The organism is Mesorhizobium sp. B2-6-2 (assembly GCF_006440615.1).
Classification (GTDB): Bacteria; Pseudomonadota; Alphaproteobacteria; order Rhizobiales; family Rhizobiaceae; genus Mesorhizobium.
The window spans coordinates 94,170-110,899 of sequence record NZ_VFUG01000015.1 but is presented as its reverse complement, the minus strand read 5'-3'; the positions used below and the strand labels follow the sequence as shown (position 1 = coordinate 110,899).

Here is a 16,730-nt window from a genome sequence, read left to right as displayed (position 1 = left end):
ACGGGGAGGGTGGGGACTCGACCGGGCTTTTTTGTTGGGCGCGCCGCCGCGTCACGGCGACGTACCCGATCGCTTTGGCGCCTTAGCGGACGCTGGCGACCGCGTCGTCGCGGCCGTCGTTGATCGTCACCCAAACGCCCGAATTCTCCGTCGATTGACGCTTGAGGTAGGTGTACACCGTGTCGTTCCAGGCGAGCACTTTCGGCTCGAGATTGTCGAGGATGAATTCGCCGAGGCTGGTGCGCACCGTCAGCACCGCGTGGCCGTCGCCATTCGGCTGGCGCACCACCGTCATCAGCAGATTGCCTGCCGGCACGCCGACGGCCATCAGTTCGCGGCGCTTCTCCAGCGCGTAGTCCTCGCAGTCGCCATAGCCTTTGTCGGGATAGGCCCAGTATTCCTCGACACCGTAGATCTCCATGTCGGTGCGCGGCTTGACGCGGGTGTTGACCGTATTGTTGACGTTGACCATCGTCGCCCACAGCTTGCGTGTCAGCTCGACCGGCGAACCCTTCGGCGTCCGTTCATTGCATTCGACCGGAATGCGCTGGCAGAAATCGTAGTGACCGACCGGCTGGGTGGTGCGGCCACCCGTACGCATGAAAGCCGGTCCTGCGCTTGCCGTTCCCCAAGCGGAAAGCTGCATCGCCATTGCCAAGAGCAACAGCTTGCCCCTCGTCATTTTCATTGTTGTAGTCTCCCCGTTTGAGGAGACTGTGCCACGTTGGGATTTATTTGACGCAAAAACCCGAAGTAGACATTGAGTAAAACGCCAGTAGAATAAATATAAAATTTGAACTACCGCGATTTCGGATTATTCAGATTTCGCCGGCTCGCGTGAGGTCTTGACAGCGCTGGCGATCCGCGTCCGACCCGCCAAACCAGCAACAAAAAACCGGCCACTGCCGGCCGGTTCGCTTCGCGCTTGCGGTGCGGGTTTGCGTCAGGACCGCGGCGCGTTGAATTCCTGATCCAGGGTTTCCGGCCGCTGGATGACGGCGAATTCGATGGCGACGCCGTCCTCGAAATGGCGCACGATCTGGCCGCGCATCGTGCCTAACGTGACCTGGACGCCGATTGCCGGTTTGACGTCGATCTCGACGGCGGCACCGGAGAGCGACAGGTCGATGATGCGGCACTGATACTGGCGCCCGTCGGTGAGCTGCAGGACACTCATCGGATTGCGCGGCGCCACGCGCTCGTGGCGGCGGTCCTCGGGCAGGTCGAGCTCATGCTTGTTGGCAAGCCAGGTGAGCTGCGCAGCAAGCTTGTCCTTCTTGCGGTCCGAAGCGATGACGGTCATGGCGAACCCGTCCTGCGACGTACGCGTCACGATGCCTTCGACACGACCGATATGGTCGATATAGGCGATGACCTTCTCGCCCGGCATGCCGATCCGGTCCGTGCGCAACGCAACGTTGCCGGGCGACATATCGACAACCTGGCAAGGATGCTCGGTGCGGTCTTCCAGCATGAAACGCCCATAGATCTTGACGCGGACACGCTGAAAGTTGCGCCGCTCAGCTCGTGACGGTGCATATTCTACCGCCGCTGACCTCATGACTGCCTACACCCCGTTGCCATTCCACGCGATGATGCGGGGAACTTCACCCGAAAAACTACAGCAAAGCAGGTTAACAAACGGGAAAAATCGGCCGCAAAAGCCTGGGCCTGGGGCACGCTCAGCGCGGAAAAATTCAGCGAGAGCGAGGGCAGACCTCACACTGCCAGGCTCACTCGTGACGCCCGCCGTCGAGAACGACGAGATGGCGGATGCGGCGCACGCGGCCGAGCGCTGAAATGGTCTCCGGAGCATCGAATTCGGTCGGAACGAGCGAGGGGACGTCGATCGCCGGACGGTTCTTCAGGAACATCGGCTCCTTCTCGGGGTCTATCACCCGGATCGTGTCGATGAGCGCGTCGGCGAGCGGGTCGGCACCAAGCCAGAACGGCTTGTCGGCGGTACTGATGATGCCGAGGCAGCGCGGGTTCTCGGCGCCGCCGTCCAATGGCAGCGCCAGGAGCTCGAATTTGTTGGAACGGCCGTTACGGCTAAATCCCTCATAGGTCATGAGCAGAACCGATTTCTGATCGAAAACGCCCTGCATGAGCCGCGACACCAGCCGCTGATCCTTCTCGCGCCAGAGCGAAGGGAAGGAGAAGCCCTTGAGCTCCCGGCCATAATAGGCGCAGAGCCGTGTGCCCCCGAGCCGGAACACCGCCTCGCCGCGCGTGTCGCGCTCGAGGATGAAGGTGTCGGCCAAAAGCGACTTGATGTCCGCCGGCTCCACTTCCGATCGCTTCGGGGCGAGGCGGCCATCACGCAGCTGGTTCCAATATTGGAACAGCGCGATCGATCCTTTTTCTCTCATGTCCATTCCGCTCCGCACAATCTGTCTTTTGATGTCCCATCGGCGAACAGACAGGGTGCCCTCCGATGACCTTCATGCGGTGCGGAGCAGGATGCGTGCCAGTATCGTTAACGTTTGTTCACGGCTCGGGGTCGTTAAGGTTAACAAGTGGTTTACATTGCGTGCCGCAGAAGCCTGTGGCACATCAAAACCACTCCAAAACGGTCGCTTCAGCAGCGATCGGCAGCACTTCAGTCACGAGTTTACGGGGAACAGGGGACTCGACCGGCCGTTCAGGGGAAATTCCTGGACGGCCTTCTTTTTGATTCGCCGTGCTCTGATTCGCCGTTTTTTCTGTTCGGGCGCTGTGGCGATTAGCCGTTTGTGATTCCAAAGCGCGTGATCTACATGCTCGTCGAAAATGCCGAGTCCCGGACCTGCAAGGGCGCATGAGCGAGCCCGTAAGCCCCACTGAAAACGAACCGCAGCCGGACGAGGCTTCCGAGCCGCGACGCCGCGAACCCGTGTTCAACCTGCCGCCGGTGGTGCTCGCCGTGATTGGCATTTGCGCGGTCGTCTATCTGCTGCAGCAATATGTGCTGAACGAAGCGCAGCAAATGACGCTGCTCTATGACGGTGCCTTCATTCCGGTGCTGTACACAGGCCAATACGGCTTCGACTGGTTCTTGTTCACGCGTCCGTTCACCTATGCCTTCATGCATGGGGGCGTCGCCCATATCGCCATCAACATGATCTGGCTTGCGGCCTTCGGCTCGCCGCTCGCCAATCGTCTTGGCGCGCTACGTTTCGCAATGTTCTACGCTGTGACCGGACTGGCCTCGGTCGCTCTGTTCTGGGCACTGCATCCCTATGGCGAGATGCCGCTCGTCGGTGCATCGGGCGCGATCTCCGGCATGATGGGCGCGGCCGCGCGCTACGGCTTCCGCGTCGACCGTTCGCTGGGCCGGGGTGCCTTCGCCGGCGAGCCGCTGACGGTCGCATCGGTGTTGCGTTCGCGCGGCGTCATGACCTTTCTTGGCGTTTGGATGGTGATCAATCTGGCCACTGGCCTGCTCGGCTTCGCGCCGGGCATCGACGGCCAGATCGCCTGGGAAGCCCATATCGGCGGCTTCGTCGCCGGCTTTTTCGGACTGCGCTTCTTCGACCGTCCGCCGGCTGCCGCCTAGAGCAGGATCCCGAAAAAAGTGGGAACCGGTTTTCGGAGAAGATCATGCTCCAACAAAGAGATAGATCAGGATGGCGATTCAGCGAGACGCCATCCTGATCTAGTCCTAAGGCGCACTTGAAATGCAGCCAATCACGGCGCACGATGATGCCCAAGCACCCAGTGTCTTCCTAAGTAAGGGCGCCGGGGCTCAAAAGCCGGTCAGGCGGAGCCGGCGTCAAAGCAGTGGAGGACGCCATGACGGTTAAGGCAATTCTTGAAAGCAAGGGCCATGACGTGTTCACGCTCGGGCCCAATGAAAAACTCAGCGAGGCCATTCGCATGCTGGCCGAGCACAGGATCGGCGCACTCGTCATCACCAACGGCGATCGCAAGATCGTCGGCATTCTCTCGGAACGCGATATCGTCAGGGTGGTGGCCAAGGAGGGCGCCGCCGCGCTCGACATCGCCGTGCGCTCGGCGATGACGCCGAAGGTCAAGATCTGCAACGAAAACCACACGGTCAACGAGGTCATGGAGATCATGACGCGAGGCCGCTTCCGCCATCTGCCGGTGGAAAAGGGCGGCCAGCTCGACGGCATCGTCTCCATCGGCGACGTGGTCAAGCGCCGCATCGAGGATGTCGAGCGCGAGGCTGAAGAGATCAGGGCCTACATCGCCACGGCCTGAAGCAAACGGAAAGGTGCCGCCGGCGTTTCGTCCGGCGGCATTGGGCATTAGCGATTGTCGAGCTCGGCGCGCACGAGCGCGAGCCCGCGTCGGGTGATCCGCTAAGGACCGCCGTTCGTCGAAGAAACTGCCTTCTTGCGCCTCAACTTTCGGAAGAGCTCCAAGTCGAAGCCCGGATAGCGCCAGCCATCGCGGGTCAGGCACAGGACCGAGGCGATCTTTCTGCTTTCGTTCTTTTCGATTTCAATACGCCCGCCCTGCGCGAGCAGGTGCAGGATGCGTTGTTCCCCACAGCGCCGCGTCCTCTTGGACGCGCAAAAGGACGCTGTGGCACTCTAGTTTTGGCGCATGACCCCGAAAATCGATCCCGATTTTCGGAGTCATGCGCTGCGAAATGTCCATTGGAGAAGCCCCGGGAAAAACAACAAAAGCCACCGCGAGACATCGCGGCACGGGGTTTCAGGTTTTTCTGCCCTGCCTCGGCTACGAAGTCAGGGCTTCACCGGGACTGAGCGTAAGTGGACATCCACTCTCCATTGAAATGGGTGTCCTAAGGCGGAAAAGGCCAGCGTGCGGGCTTTGCGCTTGTCTCCCAGGGCGGTTTGCACTAGCGAAGTTGCTCGTCAAATTATCCGTTTACGCATATTCGTGAATTCTAAGATACGTAGGCCGCCATGAGCATCATCGACACCCGCACCCCCGACGCAAAACGCCTGATCTCCGGCGCCACCGGCGACTGGGAGATCATCATCGGGCTCGAGGTGCATGCCCAAGTGATCTCGGAGGCAAAACTCTTTTCCGGCGCCTCGACGTCTTTCGGCGGGGCGCCCAATGCCAATGTCAGCCTTGTCGACGCGGCGATGCCGGGCATGCTGCCGGTCATCAACGAGGAATGCGTCAAGCAGGCGATCCGCACCGGGCTCGGCCTGAAGGCCGCGATCAATCATAAATCGGTCTTCGACCGGAAGAACTATTTCTATCCGGACCTGCCGCAGGGCTACCAGATCTCGCAGTTCAAGCAGCCGATTGTCGGCGAGGGCAAGGTGATCGTCTCCGTCGGGCCCGACCGCCAGGGCGAGTTCGAGGATATCGAGGTGGGCATCGAGCGCCTGCATCTGGAGCAGGATGCCGGCAAGTCGATGCATGACCAGCATGCGACCATGTCCTATGTCGACCTCAACCGCTCCGGCGTGGCGCTGATGGAGATCGTCTCCAAGCCCGACATCCGCTCGGCCGACGAGGCCAAGGCCTATGTAACGAAGCTGCGCACCATCATGCGCTATCTCGGCACATGCGACGGCAACATGGACGAAGGCTCGCTGCGCGCCGACGTCAACGTCTCGGTGCGCCGCCCGGGCGGTGCATTCGGCACACGCTGCGAAATCAAGAACGTCAACTCGATCCGCTTCATCGGCCAGGCGATCGAATCCGAGGCGCGCCGGCAGATTGCCATTCTCGAGGATGGCGGCAAGATCGACCAGGAGACCCGCCTGTTCGATCCGGTCAAGGGCGAGACGCGCTCGTTGCGCTCCAAGGAGGAGGCGCATGACTATCGCTATTTCCCGGATCCCGATCTTCTGCCGCTGGAATTCGACCAAGCCTATGTCGACGCGTTGGCGCAACACCTGCCGGAGCTGCCCGACGACAAGAAGGCGCGGCTGATTTCCTCGCTTGGCCTGTCGACCTATGACGCCTCCGTGCTGGTGTCGGAAAAGCCGATTGCCGACTATTTCGAGAAGGTGGCATCCGGCCGCGACGGCAAGCTCGCCGCCAACTGGGTCATCAACGACCTGCTCGGCGCTCTTAACAAAGCCGGCAAAGACATTGAAAATGCTCCGCTTTCGCCTGAGCAGCTCGGCGCCGTCATCGACCTGATCAAGGAAGGCACCATCTCCGGCAAGATCGCCAAGGACCTGTTCGAGATCGTCTGGAACGAAGGCGGCGATCCGCGCCAGCTCGTCGAGAGCCGCGGCATGAAGCAGGTCACCGACACCAGCGCCATCGAGAAGGCCGTCGACGAGGTGATCGCCGCCAACCCCGACAAGGCCGAGCAGGCGCGCGCCAAGCCGACCATGGCCGGCTGGTTCGTCGGCCAGGTGATGAAGGCGACCGGCGGCAAGGCCAACCCGCAGGCGGTCAACGACCTCGTCAAGGCCAAGCTCGGCATCGAGGGCTAGCGATGTTCGTGCGGACGGCGAGCGAACGCGATCTCGCAGCCGTCCGTGCGTTGCTGGTCGAGACTTGGCATGCCACTTACGACGCCGTCTATGGCGTCAAGCGGGTAACTGAAATCACGGATGACTGGCATTCGATCGCCTCGCTCAAGGCGCGGCTGGCGCGGCCGAACTCCGAGTTCCTGGTGGCTGACGACGGCAAGCGGCTCGGCGGCATGGCGTTCGCTGCCGCCACCGCCGACCCGAAGATCGTCCTTTTGAACCAGCTCTACGTCCACCCGGCCTGCCAGCGGCAGGGGATTGGCCGGTCGCTGCTCGATGAAGTCGAAGCCAGTTTTCCGGAGATGCATACGCTGCGCCTCGAGGTCGAAGAAGCAAATGCCGCGGCGATCGCCTTCTACGAGGCGAACGGGTTCCGCCCGGCAGGTAGAACCGCCGATTGCGGCGGCAACTCGGGATTGCCCGCGATGATCATGGAGAAGCGTTTCCACTAGAGCGCCGGCGAGCGCGCCCGTTCATCGCGCGGTTTTGATTTGATCGCGCCGGTCCGCGCGATCAAGGCTGCTCGTCGCGGCGTCGCACCCTCCATAAGGCAGGGGCGCCGTCCGCAATCGGGGGAAACCATGCCGAGCTTGCCTGAATTGATGCCGACCGAGGTGTCGGACGAGACTTTTGGCGGCGTGACCTATCACGTCGCCGGCGAACTTGTGCCGGTGCTGTCGGTCGATGTGACCAACATGCCGGTCTATTTCGAGCACCATATCCTGCTCTGGAAGAACACCGCCATCACCATCGGCCTGAAATCGCTGAAGGGCGCGCTGAAGCGCATGATCGCCGGCATGCAGATATTCGTCACCGAGGCGTCGGGGCCGGGCATCATCGCCTTCAGCCGCGACGGCCCTGGCCATATCGTGCCGATCCATCTTCGGCGCGGCGAGGAGATCCAGGTGCGCGAGCACCAGTTCCTCGCCGCGACCGCCAGCGTCGACTACACGTTTGAGCGCGTGCGTGGGCTGGGAACGATGCTGTTTGGCCAGAGCGGCTTCTTCATCGACCGCTTCCGCGGCGAGACAGGCGACGGCATCGTCTGGCTGCACGGTTACGGCAATGTCTTCGAGAAGGTGCTGGCGCCCGGCGAGACCATCGACATCGAGCCGGGCGGCTGGCTGTTCAAGGACGCATCAGTAAAGATGGATACAAGGATCGACCGGCTTTCCAGCGGCTTCTTCGGCGCCGCCATGAATTTCGTCGTCAATCGCTTCACCGGGCCAGGCCGCGTCGGCATCCAGTCGATGTATCTGCATATGCCGTCGGAAGAGTAGGCGGCGAGCCTGATCGAACAAAAGTCCGATCAGGCGGAGGGAATTTCCACATTGTCGATCAGGCGTGTCGTGCCGAGCCAGGCCGCCGCCAGCAGGCGGCCGTCGCGATTCCGCTGCCAGGGTTCGAGCGTGATACTCGCGCGGGCGGCGACATAGTCGACCTTCCGGAAGCCCGCGGAGACGAGGGCCTTCGCGGCGGCGTCGGTGGCGCTGGCTTCGTCCGTGCCGGCCGCAAGCGCCGCCGCCGTGCGGCGCAGGATCACGTTGAGCTTGCGCGCGATGTCGAGCTCGGCTTCGCCCAGATAGGCATTGCGCGACGACATGGCGAGGCCATGGGCGTCGCGCACCGTCGGCGCGCCGACGATCTCGACCGGCAGGTCGAGGTCGCGGCAGAGCTGCCTGACGACGCAAAGCTGCTGGTAGTCCTTCTCGCCGAACACGGCGCGATCGGGCGCCGCCTGCAGGAAGAGTTTTGCTACCACGGTCGCGACGCCGTCGAAGAAACTCGGCCTGAAGTCGGTTTCCAGGCCGCGAGAGGGGCCGCCCACCGAGATCTTCGTGGCGAAGCCGGCGGGGTATATTTCGTTTACGCCCGGCGTGAAGGCGAGATGCGCACCCGCATCCCGCAGCCGGTCGAGATCGTGCGCCAGCTGGCGTGGATATTTGTCGAGATCCTCCGTCGGCGCGAACTGGGCCGGGTTGACAAAGATCGAGACGACGCAGCGATCGGCCCGTTCGAGCGCGATCCTGACCAATGAGATATGGCCGTCATGCAGCGCACCCATGGTCGGCACCATGGCGACCTTCAGGCCGGCCTGTCGCCAGTCCCGGACCTGCGTCCGAAGCGCGGCGACGCTGTCGGCGACGATTGGCGCGTTCATGGCTCGTCCCTGCCGGATGCCGTCGTGAAGACGTGGTCGGGGCCGGGAAAGGCACGGCTGCGCACCTCGGCGGCATAGCGGGCCGCCGCATTCGCGATCACGCCGCGCAAGTCGACGTATTCCTTGACGAATTTCGGCACGCGGTCGACGGTCATGCCGACCATGTCGTCGGTCACCAGGATCTGGCCGTCGCAGTCGGCGCTGGCGCCGATGCCGATGGTCGGTATGGAAATATGATGGGTAAGTTTCGCCGCCACGGTCTCCATCGTGCCCTCGATGACCACCGAGAAGGCGCCGGCTTTTTCCACCGCCTCTGCATCGCGCAAGAGCGCTGCGATATTGTCGTCTGTCCGGCCCTTGATCTTGTAGCCGCCGTCCTTCTCCACCGATTGCGGCTGCAGGCCGATATGACCCATGACCGGTATTCCTTCGGCGACGATCGCCGCGATCTGGGCTGCCATGTCGATGCCGCCCTCGATCTTCACGGCCTGGCAGCCTGTTTCCCCGACGATCCGCCTTGCCGACGCCACGGCCTGCGCCGGCGAGGCCTCGTAGCTGCCCGCCGGCATGTCGACCACCACGCAGGCCTTGGCTGAACCGCGCATCACGGCCTGGCCGTGCGCGATCATCATCTCCAACGAGGCGCCGAGCGTGGTGGCGTGGCCGTGCAGGACCATGGCGACGCTGTCGCCGACCAGCAGCAGGTCGACATGCGGATCGAGCAGGCGGGCGACCGGATAGGTATAGGCGGTAAGGCAAACGATCGGCACGCCGCCCTTGCGGCGGCGAATGTCTTCGGCGCTGATCCGGCTGTCGGCGGACGGATCCCGGCTCAATCGTCACCTCCTCAAGGCGTGCCCGAAACGGGCGGGCCGAGCTTTAGAAAGACAGGCAACGCTTGGCAAGCCGCGTTGCCGCCGGCAGAACAAATGCATCGATTTAATGCATGTCGCCCAGAAGTGTGGAGCGGTTCTGGGACGACGACATGCATCAAGATATGAACGCATGGAGCATTTGCGTTCGGGGCATGGCAAAACCCTTGCCTTCGCGGTGACGTGACGCCATAAGCAGGGGAAAGGCGCAGCCGCTGCCGCCGCGAGGATTTGGATGAAAACTTTCCTGCTGCAGTTTTTCACCTGGTGGAACAGCCAGACGCTCGGCACCCGCTTCCACACTTGGCGCTTCGGCAAGAGGGTCGGCGAGGACGAAGCCGGCAACGTCTATTACGAGGGCGGCATCGATTCGGAAGGCCGCACGCGCCGGTGGGTCATCTATCGCGACTACTCGGAAGCCTCGAAGATCCCGCCGGGCTGGCATGGCTGGATCCACCACCGCGTCGACACCGCTCCCTCCAGCGAGAGCTACAAGGCGCGCGAGTGGCAGAAGGAGCATCGGCCGAACCTGACCGGAACGCCCGGCGCCTATCGTCCGCAGGGTTCCATCCTGACCAACCAGCATCGCCCGCAGGTGACCGGCGACTACGACGCCTGGACGCCGGGGTCGTAATCCCTCGGATTGTAATCCAAGACGCCGCTTCGGTCCGTTATCGCCACAATTGGCATTTAGCTGCTTGCTGACTGCGCAGCCATGACTAGCCTTGGGCGTTGAGAGAATCACCCGGGCGCAACCACCGGTATTTTGCATGAGCTCTTCTAAGCAATTCCAGGAAAAGTGCGCAGCGGTTTTCCGTCCGGAATTGCGACCCAAGATTCCAGGCCACATCTCAAAGGCGCTGATCGCGGCGACGTCCATTCTGCTTGCCTCGACAGCGGTGTTCGCCGCCGCGCAGGCGCCGGCCGCGGCACCTGCGGCCTCCGACCGCATCACCAATCCGGTGGCCGCGTTCGCCGGCATCGACAAGATCACCGGCCGCATCATCACCTTCGACGTCTATATCGACGAGACCGTTCAGTTCGGCGCTTTGCAGGTGACGCCTCGCGTCTGCTATTCGCGGCCGGACACGGAGCAGCCGAAGACCGATTCCTTCGTCGAGGTCGACGAGATCACGCTCGACCGCAAGATCCGGCGCATCTTCACCGGCTGGATGTTTGCCGAAAGCCCCGGACTCAACGCCGTCGAGCACGCCGTCTACGACGTCTGGCTCAAGGGCTGCAAGCAGAAGTCGGACGTGCCGCCGCCGACCGCGGCCAAGGCCGACACAGGCAAGCCGAAGACCGAAGCCGCCAAGCCCAGGGCTCCGGCGCAGCCGGCGGACGCCGCGTCCGAACCGACTGACGCGGCGCCGGCACCGGACGACACGACCGACACGAACTGATCTCGGAACCTGCCCGCCGTTGAGCCGTTGCAAATCGGCAACGAGGCGAGGAGGATTTCGCGATGGCCACCAGATCGATCACGGCCAACAAGCAGGAGCTTCTCGATATTGAGAAGGGCTTTTGGACAGGCGATTCCGCCTACTATGAAGCCAATGCCGACGTGGAGTGCCTGGTGGCGTTCCCGCAGATGGCGCAGGCGATGACCAACGCCGATCTCGCAAAGACCGCCGCCAAGCCCAACAGATGGCGCGACCTCGACATCAGGTTGAAGGGCATGGTCGAGCCCGGCAGCGACATCGTCATGCTCACTTACGAGGCGCGCGCGACGCGCGAGAACGGCGAATCCTATGCTGCCCTCGTCAGCACCGGCTATGTCCATCGCGCTGACGGCTGGAAGATGATGTTCCATTCGCAAACGCCGATCGAGGCGGCAGCGCCGGCTCAAGGATAAAAGACGGCCTCGCCCTTCAGCGCCTCGGCCAGCAGCTTCTCATACTGGCCGCGCGGCACGTCGACAGCGCCGAAGCGCTTCAAATGCTCGGTCGTGAACTGCGTGTCGAGCAGCGCGAAACCGCGCGCCTTCAGCCGCTCGACGAGATGGTAGAGACAGGTCTTCGACGCGTCGGTCTCCCTGGCGAACATGCTTTCGCCGAAGAACACGCGTCCGAGCGAGACGCCATAGAGGCCGCCGACCAGCCGTTCCTCGCGCCATGCTTCGACCGAATGGCAGTGGCCCAGGCGATAGAGCTCGACATAGGCTTCGCGGATCGGCGCGTTGATCCAAGTCGAGCGGCGCTCCTCGCGCTTTTCGGCGCAGCCGTCGATCGTCGCCTCGAAATCGAAGTCGTAGCGGATCTCGAACGGATGCTTACGGATCGTCTTCTTCAGGCTGCGCGGTGTGTGGAATCCGTCCAGCGGAATGATGCCGCGCGTTTCCGGCCGCACCCAGAACACTTCCGGGTCGTTGGCGCTCTCGGCCATCGGGAAGACGCCCGAGGCGTATGCCCGAAGCAGCAGGTCGGTCGGAATGCGATAGCCTGGCGCGTAGGGGCGGGTCATCGCATCCCCGTGCTATTCACCCTTGGCCAGATATTTTTCCAGCCAGTGGATGTCGTAGTCGCCATTGGCGATGTCGGGATTGCCGACCAGGTCGCGGAACAGCGGCAGCGTCGTCTTGATGCCGTCGACGACGAATTCGTCGAGCGCGCGGCGCAGCCGCATCATGCATTCGACGCGGTTGCGGCCATGCACGATCAGCTTGCCGATCAGGCTGTCGTAATAGGGCGGGATCTTGTAGCCCGAATAGACGCCGGAATCGACGCGGATGCCGAGGCCGCCGGGCGTATGGAAATGCGTGATGGTGCCGGGCGAGGGCGTGAAGGTGCGCGGATCCTCGGCGTTGATGCGGCACTCGATGGCATGGCCGTTGAACTTGATGTCTTCCTGCCTGACCGACAGCCCGCCGCCCGAGGCGACGCGGATCTGCTCATGCACGAGATCGATGCCGGTGATCGCTTCGGTCACCGGATGCTCGACCTGAAGACGCGTGTTCATCTCGATGAAATAGAACTCGCCATTCTCGTAGAGGAACTCGATCGTGCCGGCGCCCGAATAGCCGAGATCGGCGATAGCCCTGGCGCAGATGCCGCCGATGCGCGAACGCTCCTCGGCATTGAGCGCGGGGGAATTGGCTTCCTCCCAGACCTTCTGGTGGCGCCGCTGCAGCGAGCAGTCGCGCTCGCCGAAATGCACGCCTCGGCCGGCGCCGTCGCCGAACACCTGCACCTCTATATGCCGCGGCTTCTCCAGATATTTCTCGATGTAGACGGCGTCGTCGCCGAAGGCCGCCCCCGCTTCCGACTTGGCCGTCTGCAAGGCGACTTCGAGGTCCGCCTCGGTGTGCGCCACCTTCATGCCGCGGCCGCCGCCGCCGGCGGAGGCCTTGATGATCACCGGATAGCCGATCTCGGCGGCGACGCGCTTGGCTTCCTTTTCTTCGCTGATCGCGCCATCGGATCCAGGCACGACGGGGATGCCGAGACGCTTCGCCGTGCGCTTGGCCTCGATCTTGTCGCCCATGATGCGGATATGGTCGCCCGACGGGCCGATGAAAGTGATGTTGTGGGCCGCCAGGATGTCGGCGAACTTGGCGTTCTCCGACAGAAAGCCGTAGCCCGGATGCACGGCATCGGCGCCGGTGATCTCGCAGGCGGCGACGATCTGGTGGATGTTGAGATAGCTTTCGCGGGACGGCGGCGGGCCGATGCAGACGCTCTCGTCGGCAAGCCGCACATGCATGGCGTCGGAATCCGCGGTCGAGTGGACGACCACCGTCTGGATGCCGAGCTCCTTGCAGGCGCGCAGCACCCGGAGCGCGATTTCGCCGCGATTGGCGATGAGGATTTTCTGGAACATCTGCTGATTGTTCCCGGCGCTACTCAAGAACCACCAGCGGCATGCCGTATTCGACCGGCTGGGCATCCTCGATGAGGATCGCCGTCACCGTGCCGGCGCGCGGCGAGGGGATCTGGTTCATCGTCTTCATCGCTTCGATGATGAGCAGCGTCTGACCTTCCTTGACCTTCTGGCCGACCTCGATGAACGCCTTGGCGTCGGGCGAGGGTGCCAGATAGGCGGTGCCAACCATCGGCGAGGGCACTGCGTTCTTGGACACATCGGCGGCCCCGGCCGCCGTTGCGGGCTGAGCCGCTGCCGCGGCAACAGGAGCAGCCGCGGCAAACGGCGCGGCGACGGCATGGACGGCCTGCGCCTGGCGCGAGACGCGCACTTTGAGGTCGCCGAGCTCGACCTCGATCTCGGTCAGATTGGTGTCGTTCAGAATACCCGCCAGATCGCGGATCAGTTGCTGGTCAACACCGTTCTTTTTTATCGACATTTTCGAGCCTTCTGTTTGGGGGCCGGTCACAGGCGAGCCGCCAGTGCCTGCAGCGCGAGCGTGTAGCCGAGCGGCCCGAACCCGCAGATCATGCCGACAGCGACCGGCGCGACCATGGAGACGTGGCGGAAAGGCTCCCGCGCGTGGATGTTGGAAAGATGGACTTCCGCGACGGGCAGCGGTGCTGCGGCGCGGATGGCGTCATGGATGGCGATCGATGTGTGGCTGTAGGCGCCGGGGTTGATGACGATTCCCGCCGCCTTCTCGCCGGCTTCCTGGATCCAGTCGACCAGATCGCCCTCATGGTTGGATTGGCGAAAATCGATCTCGAGCCCGAGCGTGGCGCCGGCCGCCTTGCAGTCCTCGGCGATGGCCGCAAGCGTCTTGCCGCCGTAAATCCCCGGCTCGCGCTTGCCGAGCGCATTGAGATTGGGACCGTTGAGGACGAAAATCGTTTTCAATATGCCGACCTTGTTCTGCGCCGACCCTAAGCCGGGCGCACTGGGCCTCTATAATGGGCATAGTCGCCCGCGAAAAGAGCGCAAGTGCGTTCTTTCGCTGTCCACAGCGGCTGGCTTTTGCGCCGCGGGCGCCTAGAGCGCGCTCTTTGCCGCTTCGATCTTTTCTGCCAGAACCTGCTGGCCGAGCGCTCCGAAGATCACCTCGTTGCCGACCACATAGGACGGCGTGCCGGTGATCGACAGTTTCGTCGCAAGATCATAGGTGCGCGAGAGCGTTTCGGCGATGCGCGGGTCCTTCATCTTCTCGCGCAGCGTTGCCTCGTCGGCGCCGAGCGAAAGCGCCACCTTGATCGCGGTCGCCTCGGTGGCGCGACCCTGGCCGCCGAGCAGCGCGGTGTGGAACTCACGATACTTCTCCGGATGCATCAGGTGGAACGCCATGGAGACGACGCTGGCCTTCTGCGAATCCGGGCTCAGGATCGGGAACTCCTTGAGCACGAAGCGCAGGTCCGGATCGGACTTGGTCAGCGCCTGCATGTCCTCGATGGCGCGTTTGCAGAAGCCGCAATTGTAATCGTAGAACTCGACGATCGTGACCTTGCCCTTCGGGTTGCCGACGACGCCGTCGAAGGTCGAGTTGAAGATCTCGTCCTTGGAGTCCTTGATGACGCCGAGCGCGGCGAGCCGCTGCTCTTCCTTCTGCTTGGCCTCGAGCGCGTCCTGCACCTCGAGCAGAACTTCCGGGTTCTTCAAGAGATAATCGCGGATGATGCCTTCGACCTCCTTGCGATCGATCTTGGTGTCGGCGGAGGCCTTGGTATCGGTGGAAGACGTGATCTGGGCGACTTGCACGGTGTCGGCCCTCGCGGGCTGCGGGTTTCCCGCCATGAAACCGAAAGCCAGCATGCCGAGCGCCACCGCCAGACCGCCGGCGCTGCCAAGCAGGATTGCCTTGTTCATATCGTCGTTCCTTTTGCCCGTTCCGGTCCGCCTTGGTCGCCGCCAGGGCCCGGGAGGTTCATTTGAGTTTGTTCGATGGCGTGTAGTTTACAATATCCTGCGCGCGGACCCAGCGGGGTTCGCCGCGCTTCAATTTCTGTTGAGCGCGCATGGCGAAGATCTTAGCGTTTTTGTAGTCGCCCGCATAATAGTGACCCTCGGCGGTGGCAAGATCGGCAGCCGGAATGTCGCCGATCTCGCCATATGCCTGCGCCAGAAAACGATAGGCTTCGGAATTCTCCCTGTCCCGCGCGACGCCGTTGTTGAGCTGGGTGACAGCCTTTTTCAGCGAATCGGGCGTGCCGACCGCCATCAGCGACTGGCCGACCGAAACCAGCAGCAGGCCGGAGCGCGCGGGATCGAGGCTGGCCGCCTTGGCATAGGCGTCCGCCGCGTCCTTCGGCTTGTTGGCCTTCATCAGGATATCGCCGCGCAATTCGTGGAAATAGGGGTTCTTCGGTTGTTCCTTGATCAGCGCCGCTGTCTTGGCGAGCGCCGCGCCCGGATTGCCATAAAGATAGGTCTGCTGCGCGTCGCCATAGCGCGAGGCGAGGCTGGTCGGGTTCTTGCGCATCAGCCGCGCGACGGCTGCCTGGCCCTGCATATAAGCGGCGATCTTGATGCGCATCATGTCGTGCCGCTGCTGCAGTGCCGGCGGGTCGACAGCGTTGACGAAGGGGCTTTGCTTGATGAGGACTTCGAGGTTGGCGATGCGCTCCTGCGGCATCGGATGGCTGATCCGGTAGGGATCGACCTGGGTGCCGGCGAGCGAGAGCGCGCTCTGGAAGCGGGCGAAGGTCTTCAGCATGCCCATGCCGGACTGGCCGGTGGCGTTCAGATAGGTGATCGCCGAACGGTCGGCGGTGATCTCTTCGGTGCGCTGATAAGCAAGGATCGAGCGCTGCGCCATCTCGCCGCCGCCGGCGGCCACCCCCATGCCGGCGCCGGCAAGGCCGCGGCTGTTGGTGGTGGCGCCGGCCACCATGGCGCCGGCGCCGAGCAGCGTGGCGATGATGGCCATGGTCTTGGCGCGGTCGAGCTGGTCGCGCAATTTCTCCTGGTGGCCGCCGGCGATATGGCCGGCCTCGTGCGCGATGACGCCGATGATCTCGTTCGGCGTTTCGGCGGTCACCAGCGCGCCGGTGTTGATGAACAGCCGCCGCCCGGTGACGAAGGCGTTGAAACTCTGGTCGTTGACAAGAACGATGTCGATGCCGTCATTGGCAAGCCCCGCCGCCTTGAAGATCGGCCGGGCATAATCGCGCACCAGCGCCTCGATCTCGGCGTCGCGCACCACCGGCACGCCTTGCGCGAAGGCGCTGACCGAACTCGATAAAGCAACGGTGGCGGCCAGCAGAAGCGTCGCGAAGCCGCGCGCGGTTCGGCTGAGTGAGGTCGCTTTGCCAATTAACGGTCGGGGTCGGCTCAACATAGGTCCACTGGTAGACGAGCGGGCGAAAGATGAAAAGTCGGCGCCGGCAACTTCCTGCGCGCTTGTGATCCCCACATCAATCG

Annotated in this window: 20 protein-coding genes; 8 read left to right on the top strand and 12 right to left on the bottom strand. The window is 63.1% G+C overall.

The features are described from left to right. Positions 1-82 precede the first annotated feature (82 nt). The 3 genes from FJ419_RS24025 to FJ419_RS24015 form a co-directional block, all read right to left on the bottom strand. Positions 83-688, bottom strand: a complete 606-nt coding sequence (locus tag FJ419_RS24025; RefSeq protein WP_140698912.1) for a transglutaminase-like cysteine peptidase — start codon at positions 686-688, stop codon at positions 83-85. A 255-nt stretch (positions 689-943) separates the two neighbouring features. Continuing rightward, positions 944-1,561, bottom strand: a complete 618-nt coding sequence (locus FJ419_RS24020) for a PilZ domain-containing protein (RefSeq protein WP_140541346.1) — start codon at positions 1,559-1,561, stop codon at positions 944-946. A gap of 172 nt (positions 1,562-1,733) precedes the next feature. Continuing rightward, entirely contained in the window at positions 1,734-2,372 is a 639-nt protein-coding gene (locus FJ419_RS24015) for a PAS domain-containing protein (protein ID WP_140698909.1), read from the bottom strand. A 428-nt stretch (positions 2,373-2,800) separates the two neighbouring features. Between FJ419_RS24015 and FJ419_RS24010 the strand changes: the two genes are divergently transcribed. Next, the gene (locus FJ419_RS24010) at positions 2,801-3,538 is read left to right on the top strand and encodes a rhomboid family intramembrane serine protease (RefSeq protein WP_140698906.1); all 738 of its coding nucleotides are present in this window, start codon (positions 2,801-2,803) and stop codon (positions 3,536-3,538) included. A 236-nt stretch (positions 3,539-3,774) separates the two neighbouring features. Beyond that, positions 3,775-4,206 carry a CBS domain-containing protein gene (locus tag FJ419_RS24005; RefSeq protein ID WP_140541349.1) on the top strand — a complete coding sequence of 144 codons (432 nt, stop codon included), beginning with the start codon at positions 3,775-3,777 and terminating at the stop codon, positions 4,204-4,206. 101 nt (positions 4,207-4,307) lie between these two features. On the opposite strand, the gene FJ419_RS24000 is transcribed toward FJ419_RS24005, so the two are convergent. Next, positions 4,308-4,484 carry a YjhX family toxin gene (locus FJ419_RS24000; protein WP_140698935.1) on the bottom strand — a complete coding sequence of 59 codons (177 nt, stop codon included), beginning with the start codon at positions 4,482-4,484 and terminating at the stop codon, positions 4,308-4,310. 396 nt (positions 4,485-4,880) lie between these two features. Here FJ419_RS24000 and gatB point away from each other — a divergent pair, with 396 nt between their 5' ends. The 3 genes from gatB (at position 4,881) to FJ419_RS23980 (ending at position 7,702) form a co-directional block, all read left to right on the top strand. Continuing rightward, the gene (gene gatB, locus FJ419_RS23990) at positions 4,881-6,383 is read left to right on the top strand and encodes an Asp-tRNA(Asn)/Glu-tRNA(Gln) amidotransferase subunit GatB (protein WP_140698891.1); all 1,503 of its coding nucleotides are present in this window, start codon (positions 4,881-4,883) and stop codon (positions 6,381-6,383) included. A gap of 2 nt (positions 6,384-6,385) precedes the next feature. Next, positions 6,386-6,874 (top strand): GNAT family N-acetyltransferase, encoded by a 489-nt coding sequence (locus FJ419_RS23985; protein ID WP_140698874.1) that lies wholly within the window; start codon positions 6,386-6,388, stop codon positions 6,872-6,874. Positions 6,875-7,003: 129 nt separating this feature from the next. Next, positions 7,004-7,702, top strand: a complete 699-nt coding sequence (locus FJ419_RS23980; RefSeq protein ID WP_140541352.1) for an AIM24 family protein — start codon at positions 7,004-7,006, stop codon at positions 7,700-7,702. Between the two features lie 29 nt (positions 7,703-7,731). Here the strand turns inward: FJ419_RS23980 and panC are convergent, their stop codons facing one another. Together panC and panB are read right to left on the bottom strand one after the other, a co-directional pair. Beyond that, a complete protein-coding gene (gene panC, locus FJ419_RS23975; RefSeq protein ID WP_140698862.1) occupies positions 7,732-8,583 on the bottom strand; it encodes a pantoate--beta-alanine ligase in 852 nt (283 codons plus the stop codon). Next, positions 8,580-9,419 carry a 3-methyl-2-oxobutanoate hydroxymethyltransferase gene (panB, locus tag FJ419_RS23970; protein WP_140698859.1) on the bottom strand — a complete coding sequence of 280 codons (840 nt, stop codon included), beginning with the start codon at positions 9,417-9,419 and terminating at the stop codon, positions 8,580-8,582. Before panB ends, panC begins: the two co-directional genes overlap by 4 nt. A 271-nt stretch (positions 9,420-9,690) precedes the next feature. Between panB and FJ419_RS23965 the strand changes: the two genes are divergently transcribed. The 3 genes from FJ419_RS23965 (at position 9,691) to FJ419_RS23955 (ending at position 11,310) form a co-directional block, all read left to right on the top strand. Continuing rightward, on the top strand, positions 9,691-10,089 hold the full coding sequence (locus tag FJ419_RS23965) for an NADH:ubiquinone oxidoreductase subunit NDUFA12 (RefSeq protein ID WP_095767613.1): 399 nt from the start codon (positions 9,691-9,693) through the stop codon (positions 10,087-10,089). A 136-nt stretch (positions 10,090-10,225) separates the two neighbouring features. Beyond that, entirely contained in the window at positions 10,226-10,858 is a 633-nt protein-coding gene (locus tag FJ419_RS23960) for a DUF2155 domain-containing protein (RefSeq protein WP_246679328.1), read from the top strand. Positions 10,859-10,920: 62 nt separating this feature from the next. After that, a complete protein-coding gene (locus tag FJ419_RS23955) occupies positions 10,921-11,310 on the top strand; it encodes a hypothetical protein (protein ID WP_140698856.1) in 390 nt (129 codons plus the stop codon). Here the strand turns inward: FJ419_RS23955 and aat are convergent. The 6 genes from aat to FJ419_RS23925 form a co-directional block, all read right to left on the bottom strand. After that, positions 11,301-11,918 (bottom strand): leucyl/phenylalanyl-tRNA--protein transferase, encoded by a 618-nt coding sequence (gene aat, locus FJ419_RS23950; RefSeq protein ID WP_095767610.1) that lies wholly within the window; start codon positions 11,916-11,918, stop codon positions 11,301-11,303. The genes FJ419_RS23955 and aat overlap by 10 nt on opposite strands. Positions 11,919-11,930: 12 nt before the next feature. After that, complete coding sequence (gene accC, locus FJ419_RS23945) at positions 11,931-13,274, bottom strand: acetyl-CoA carboxylase biotin carboxylase subunit (RefSeq protein WP_140698853.1); 1,344 nt, start codon at positions 13,272-13,274, stop codon at positions 11,931-11,933. Between the two features lie 19 nt (positions 13,275-13,293). Next, the gene (gene accB / locus FJ419_RS23940; RefSeq protein ID WP_140698850.1) at positions 13,294-13,755 is read right to left on the bottom strand and encodes an acetyl-CoA carboxylase biotin carboxyl carrier protein; all 462 of its coding nucleotides are present in this window, start codon (positions 13,753-13,755) and stop codon (positions 13,294-13,296) included. A gap of 26 nt (positions 13,756-13,781) precedes the next feature. After that, positions 13,782-14,216: a type II 3-dehydroquinate dehydratase gene (gene aroQ / locus FJ419_RS23935; protein WP_140698847.1), complete on the bottom strand. Its 435-nt coding sequence runs from the start codon at positions 14,214-14,216 to the stop codon at positions 13,782-13,784. A 132-nt stretch (positions 14,217-14,348) separates the two neighbouring features. After that, a complete protein-coding gene (locus FJ419_RS23930) occupies positions 14,349-15,176 on the bottom strand; it encodes a DsbA family protein (RefSeq protein WP_140698844.1) in 828 nt (275 codons plus the stop codon). A 58-nt stretch (positions 15,177-15,234) separates the two neighbouring features. Next, a complete protein-coding gene (locus FJ419_RS23925) occupies positions 15,235-16,647 on the bottom strand; it encodes a M48 family metalloprotease (RefSeq protein ID WP_140698841.1) in 1,413 nt (470 codons plus the stop codon). Positions 16,648-16,730: the final 83 nt, after the last annotated feature.

Coding starts and splice junctions, on each gene's coding strand:
- FJ419_RS23965 (WP_095767613.1), top strand. CDS start 9,691: ATGAAAACTTTCCTGCTGCAGTTTTTCACCTGGTGGAACAGCCAGACG.
- panC (WP_140698862.1), bottom strand. CDS start 8,583: ATGAACGCGCCAATCGTCGCCGACAGCGTCGCCGCGCTTCGGACGCAG.
- FJ419_RS24005 (WP_140541349.1), top strand. CDS start 3,775: ATGACGGTTAAGGCAATTCTTGAAAGCAAGGGCCATGACGTGTTCACG.
- FJ419_RS24015 (WP_140698909.1), bottom strand. CDS start 2,372: ATGAGAGAAAAAGGATCGATCGCGCTGTTCCAATATTGGAACCAGCTG.
- aat (WP_095767610.1), bottom strand. CDS start 11,918: ATGACCCGCCCCTACGCGCCAGGCTATCGCATTCCGACCGACCTGCTG.
- FJ419_RS23980 (WP_140541352.1), top strand. CDS start 7,004: ATGCCGAGCTTGCCTGAATTGATGCCGACCGAGGTGTCGGACGAGACT.
- FJ419_RS23955 (WP_140698856.1), top strand. CDS start 10,921: ATGGCCACCAGATCGATCACGGCCAACAAGCAGGAGCTTCTCGATATT.
- FJ419_RS23985 (WP_140698874.1), top strand. CDS start 6,386: ATGTTCGTGCGGACGGCGAGCGAACGCGATCTCGCAGCCGTCCGTGCG.
- FJ419_RS24020 (WP_140541346.1), bottom strand. CDS start 1,561: ATGAGGTCAGCGGCGGTAGAATATGCACCGTCACGAGCTGAGCGGCGC.
- FJ419_RS23930 (WP_140698844.1), bottom strand. CDS start 15,176: ATGAACAAGGCAATCCTGCTTGGCAGCGCCGGCGGTCTGGCGGTGGCG.
- gatB (WP_140698891.1), top strand. CDS start 4,881: ATGAGCATCATCGACACCCGCACCCCCGACGCAAAACGCCTGATCTCC.
- FJ419_RS24025 (WP_140698912.1), bottom strand. CDS start 688: ATGAAAATGACGAGGGGCAAGCTGTTGCTCTTGGCAATGGCGATGCAG.
- accB (WP_140698850.1), bottom strand. CDS start 13,755: ATGTCGATAAAAAAGAACGGTGTTGACCAGCAACTGATCCGCGATCTG.
- FJ419_RS23925 (WP_140698841.1), bottom strand. CDS start 16,647: ATGTTGAGCCGACCCCGACCGTTAATTGGCAAAGCGACCTCACTCAGC.
- FJ419_RS23960 (WP_246679328.1), top strand. CDS start 10,226: ATGAGCTCTTCTAAGCAATTCCAGGAAAAGTGCGCAGCGGTTTTCCGT.
- accC (WP_140698853.1), bottom strand. CDS start 13,274: ATGTTCCAGAAAATCCTCATCGCCAATCGCGGCGAAATCGCGCTCCGG.
- FJ419_RS24010 (WP_140698906.1), top strand. CDS start 2,801: ATGAGCGAGCCCGTAAGCCCCACTGAAAACGAACCGCAGCCGGACGAG.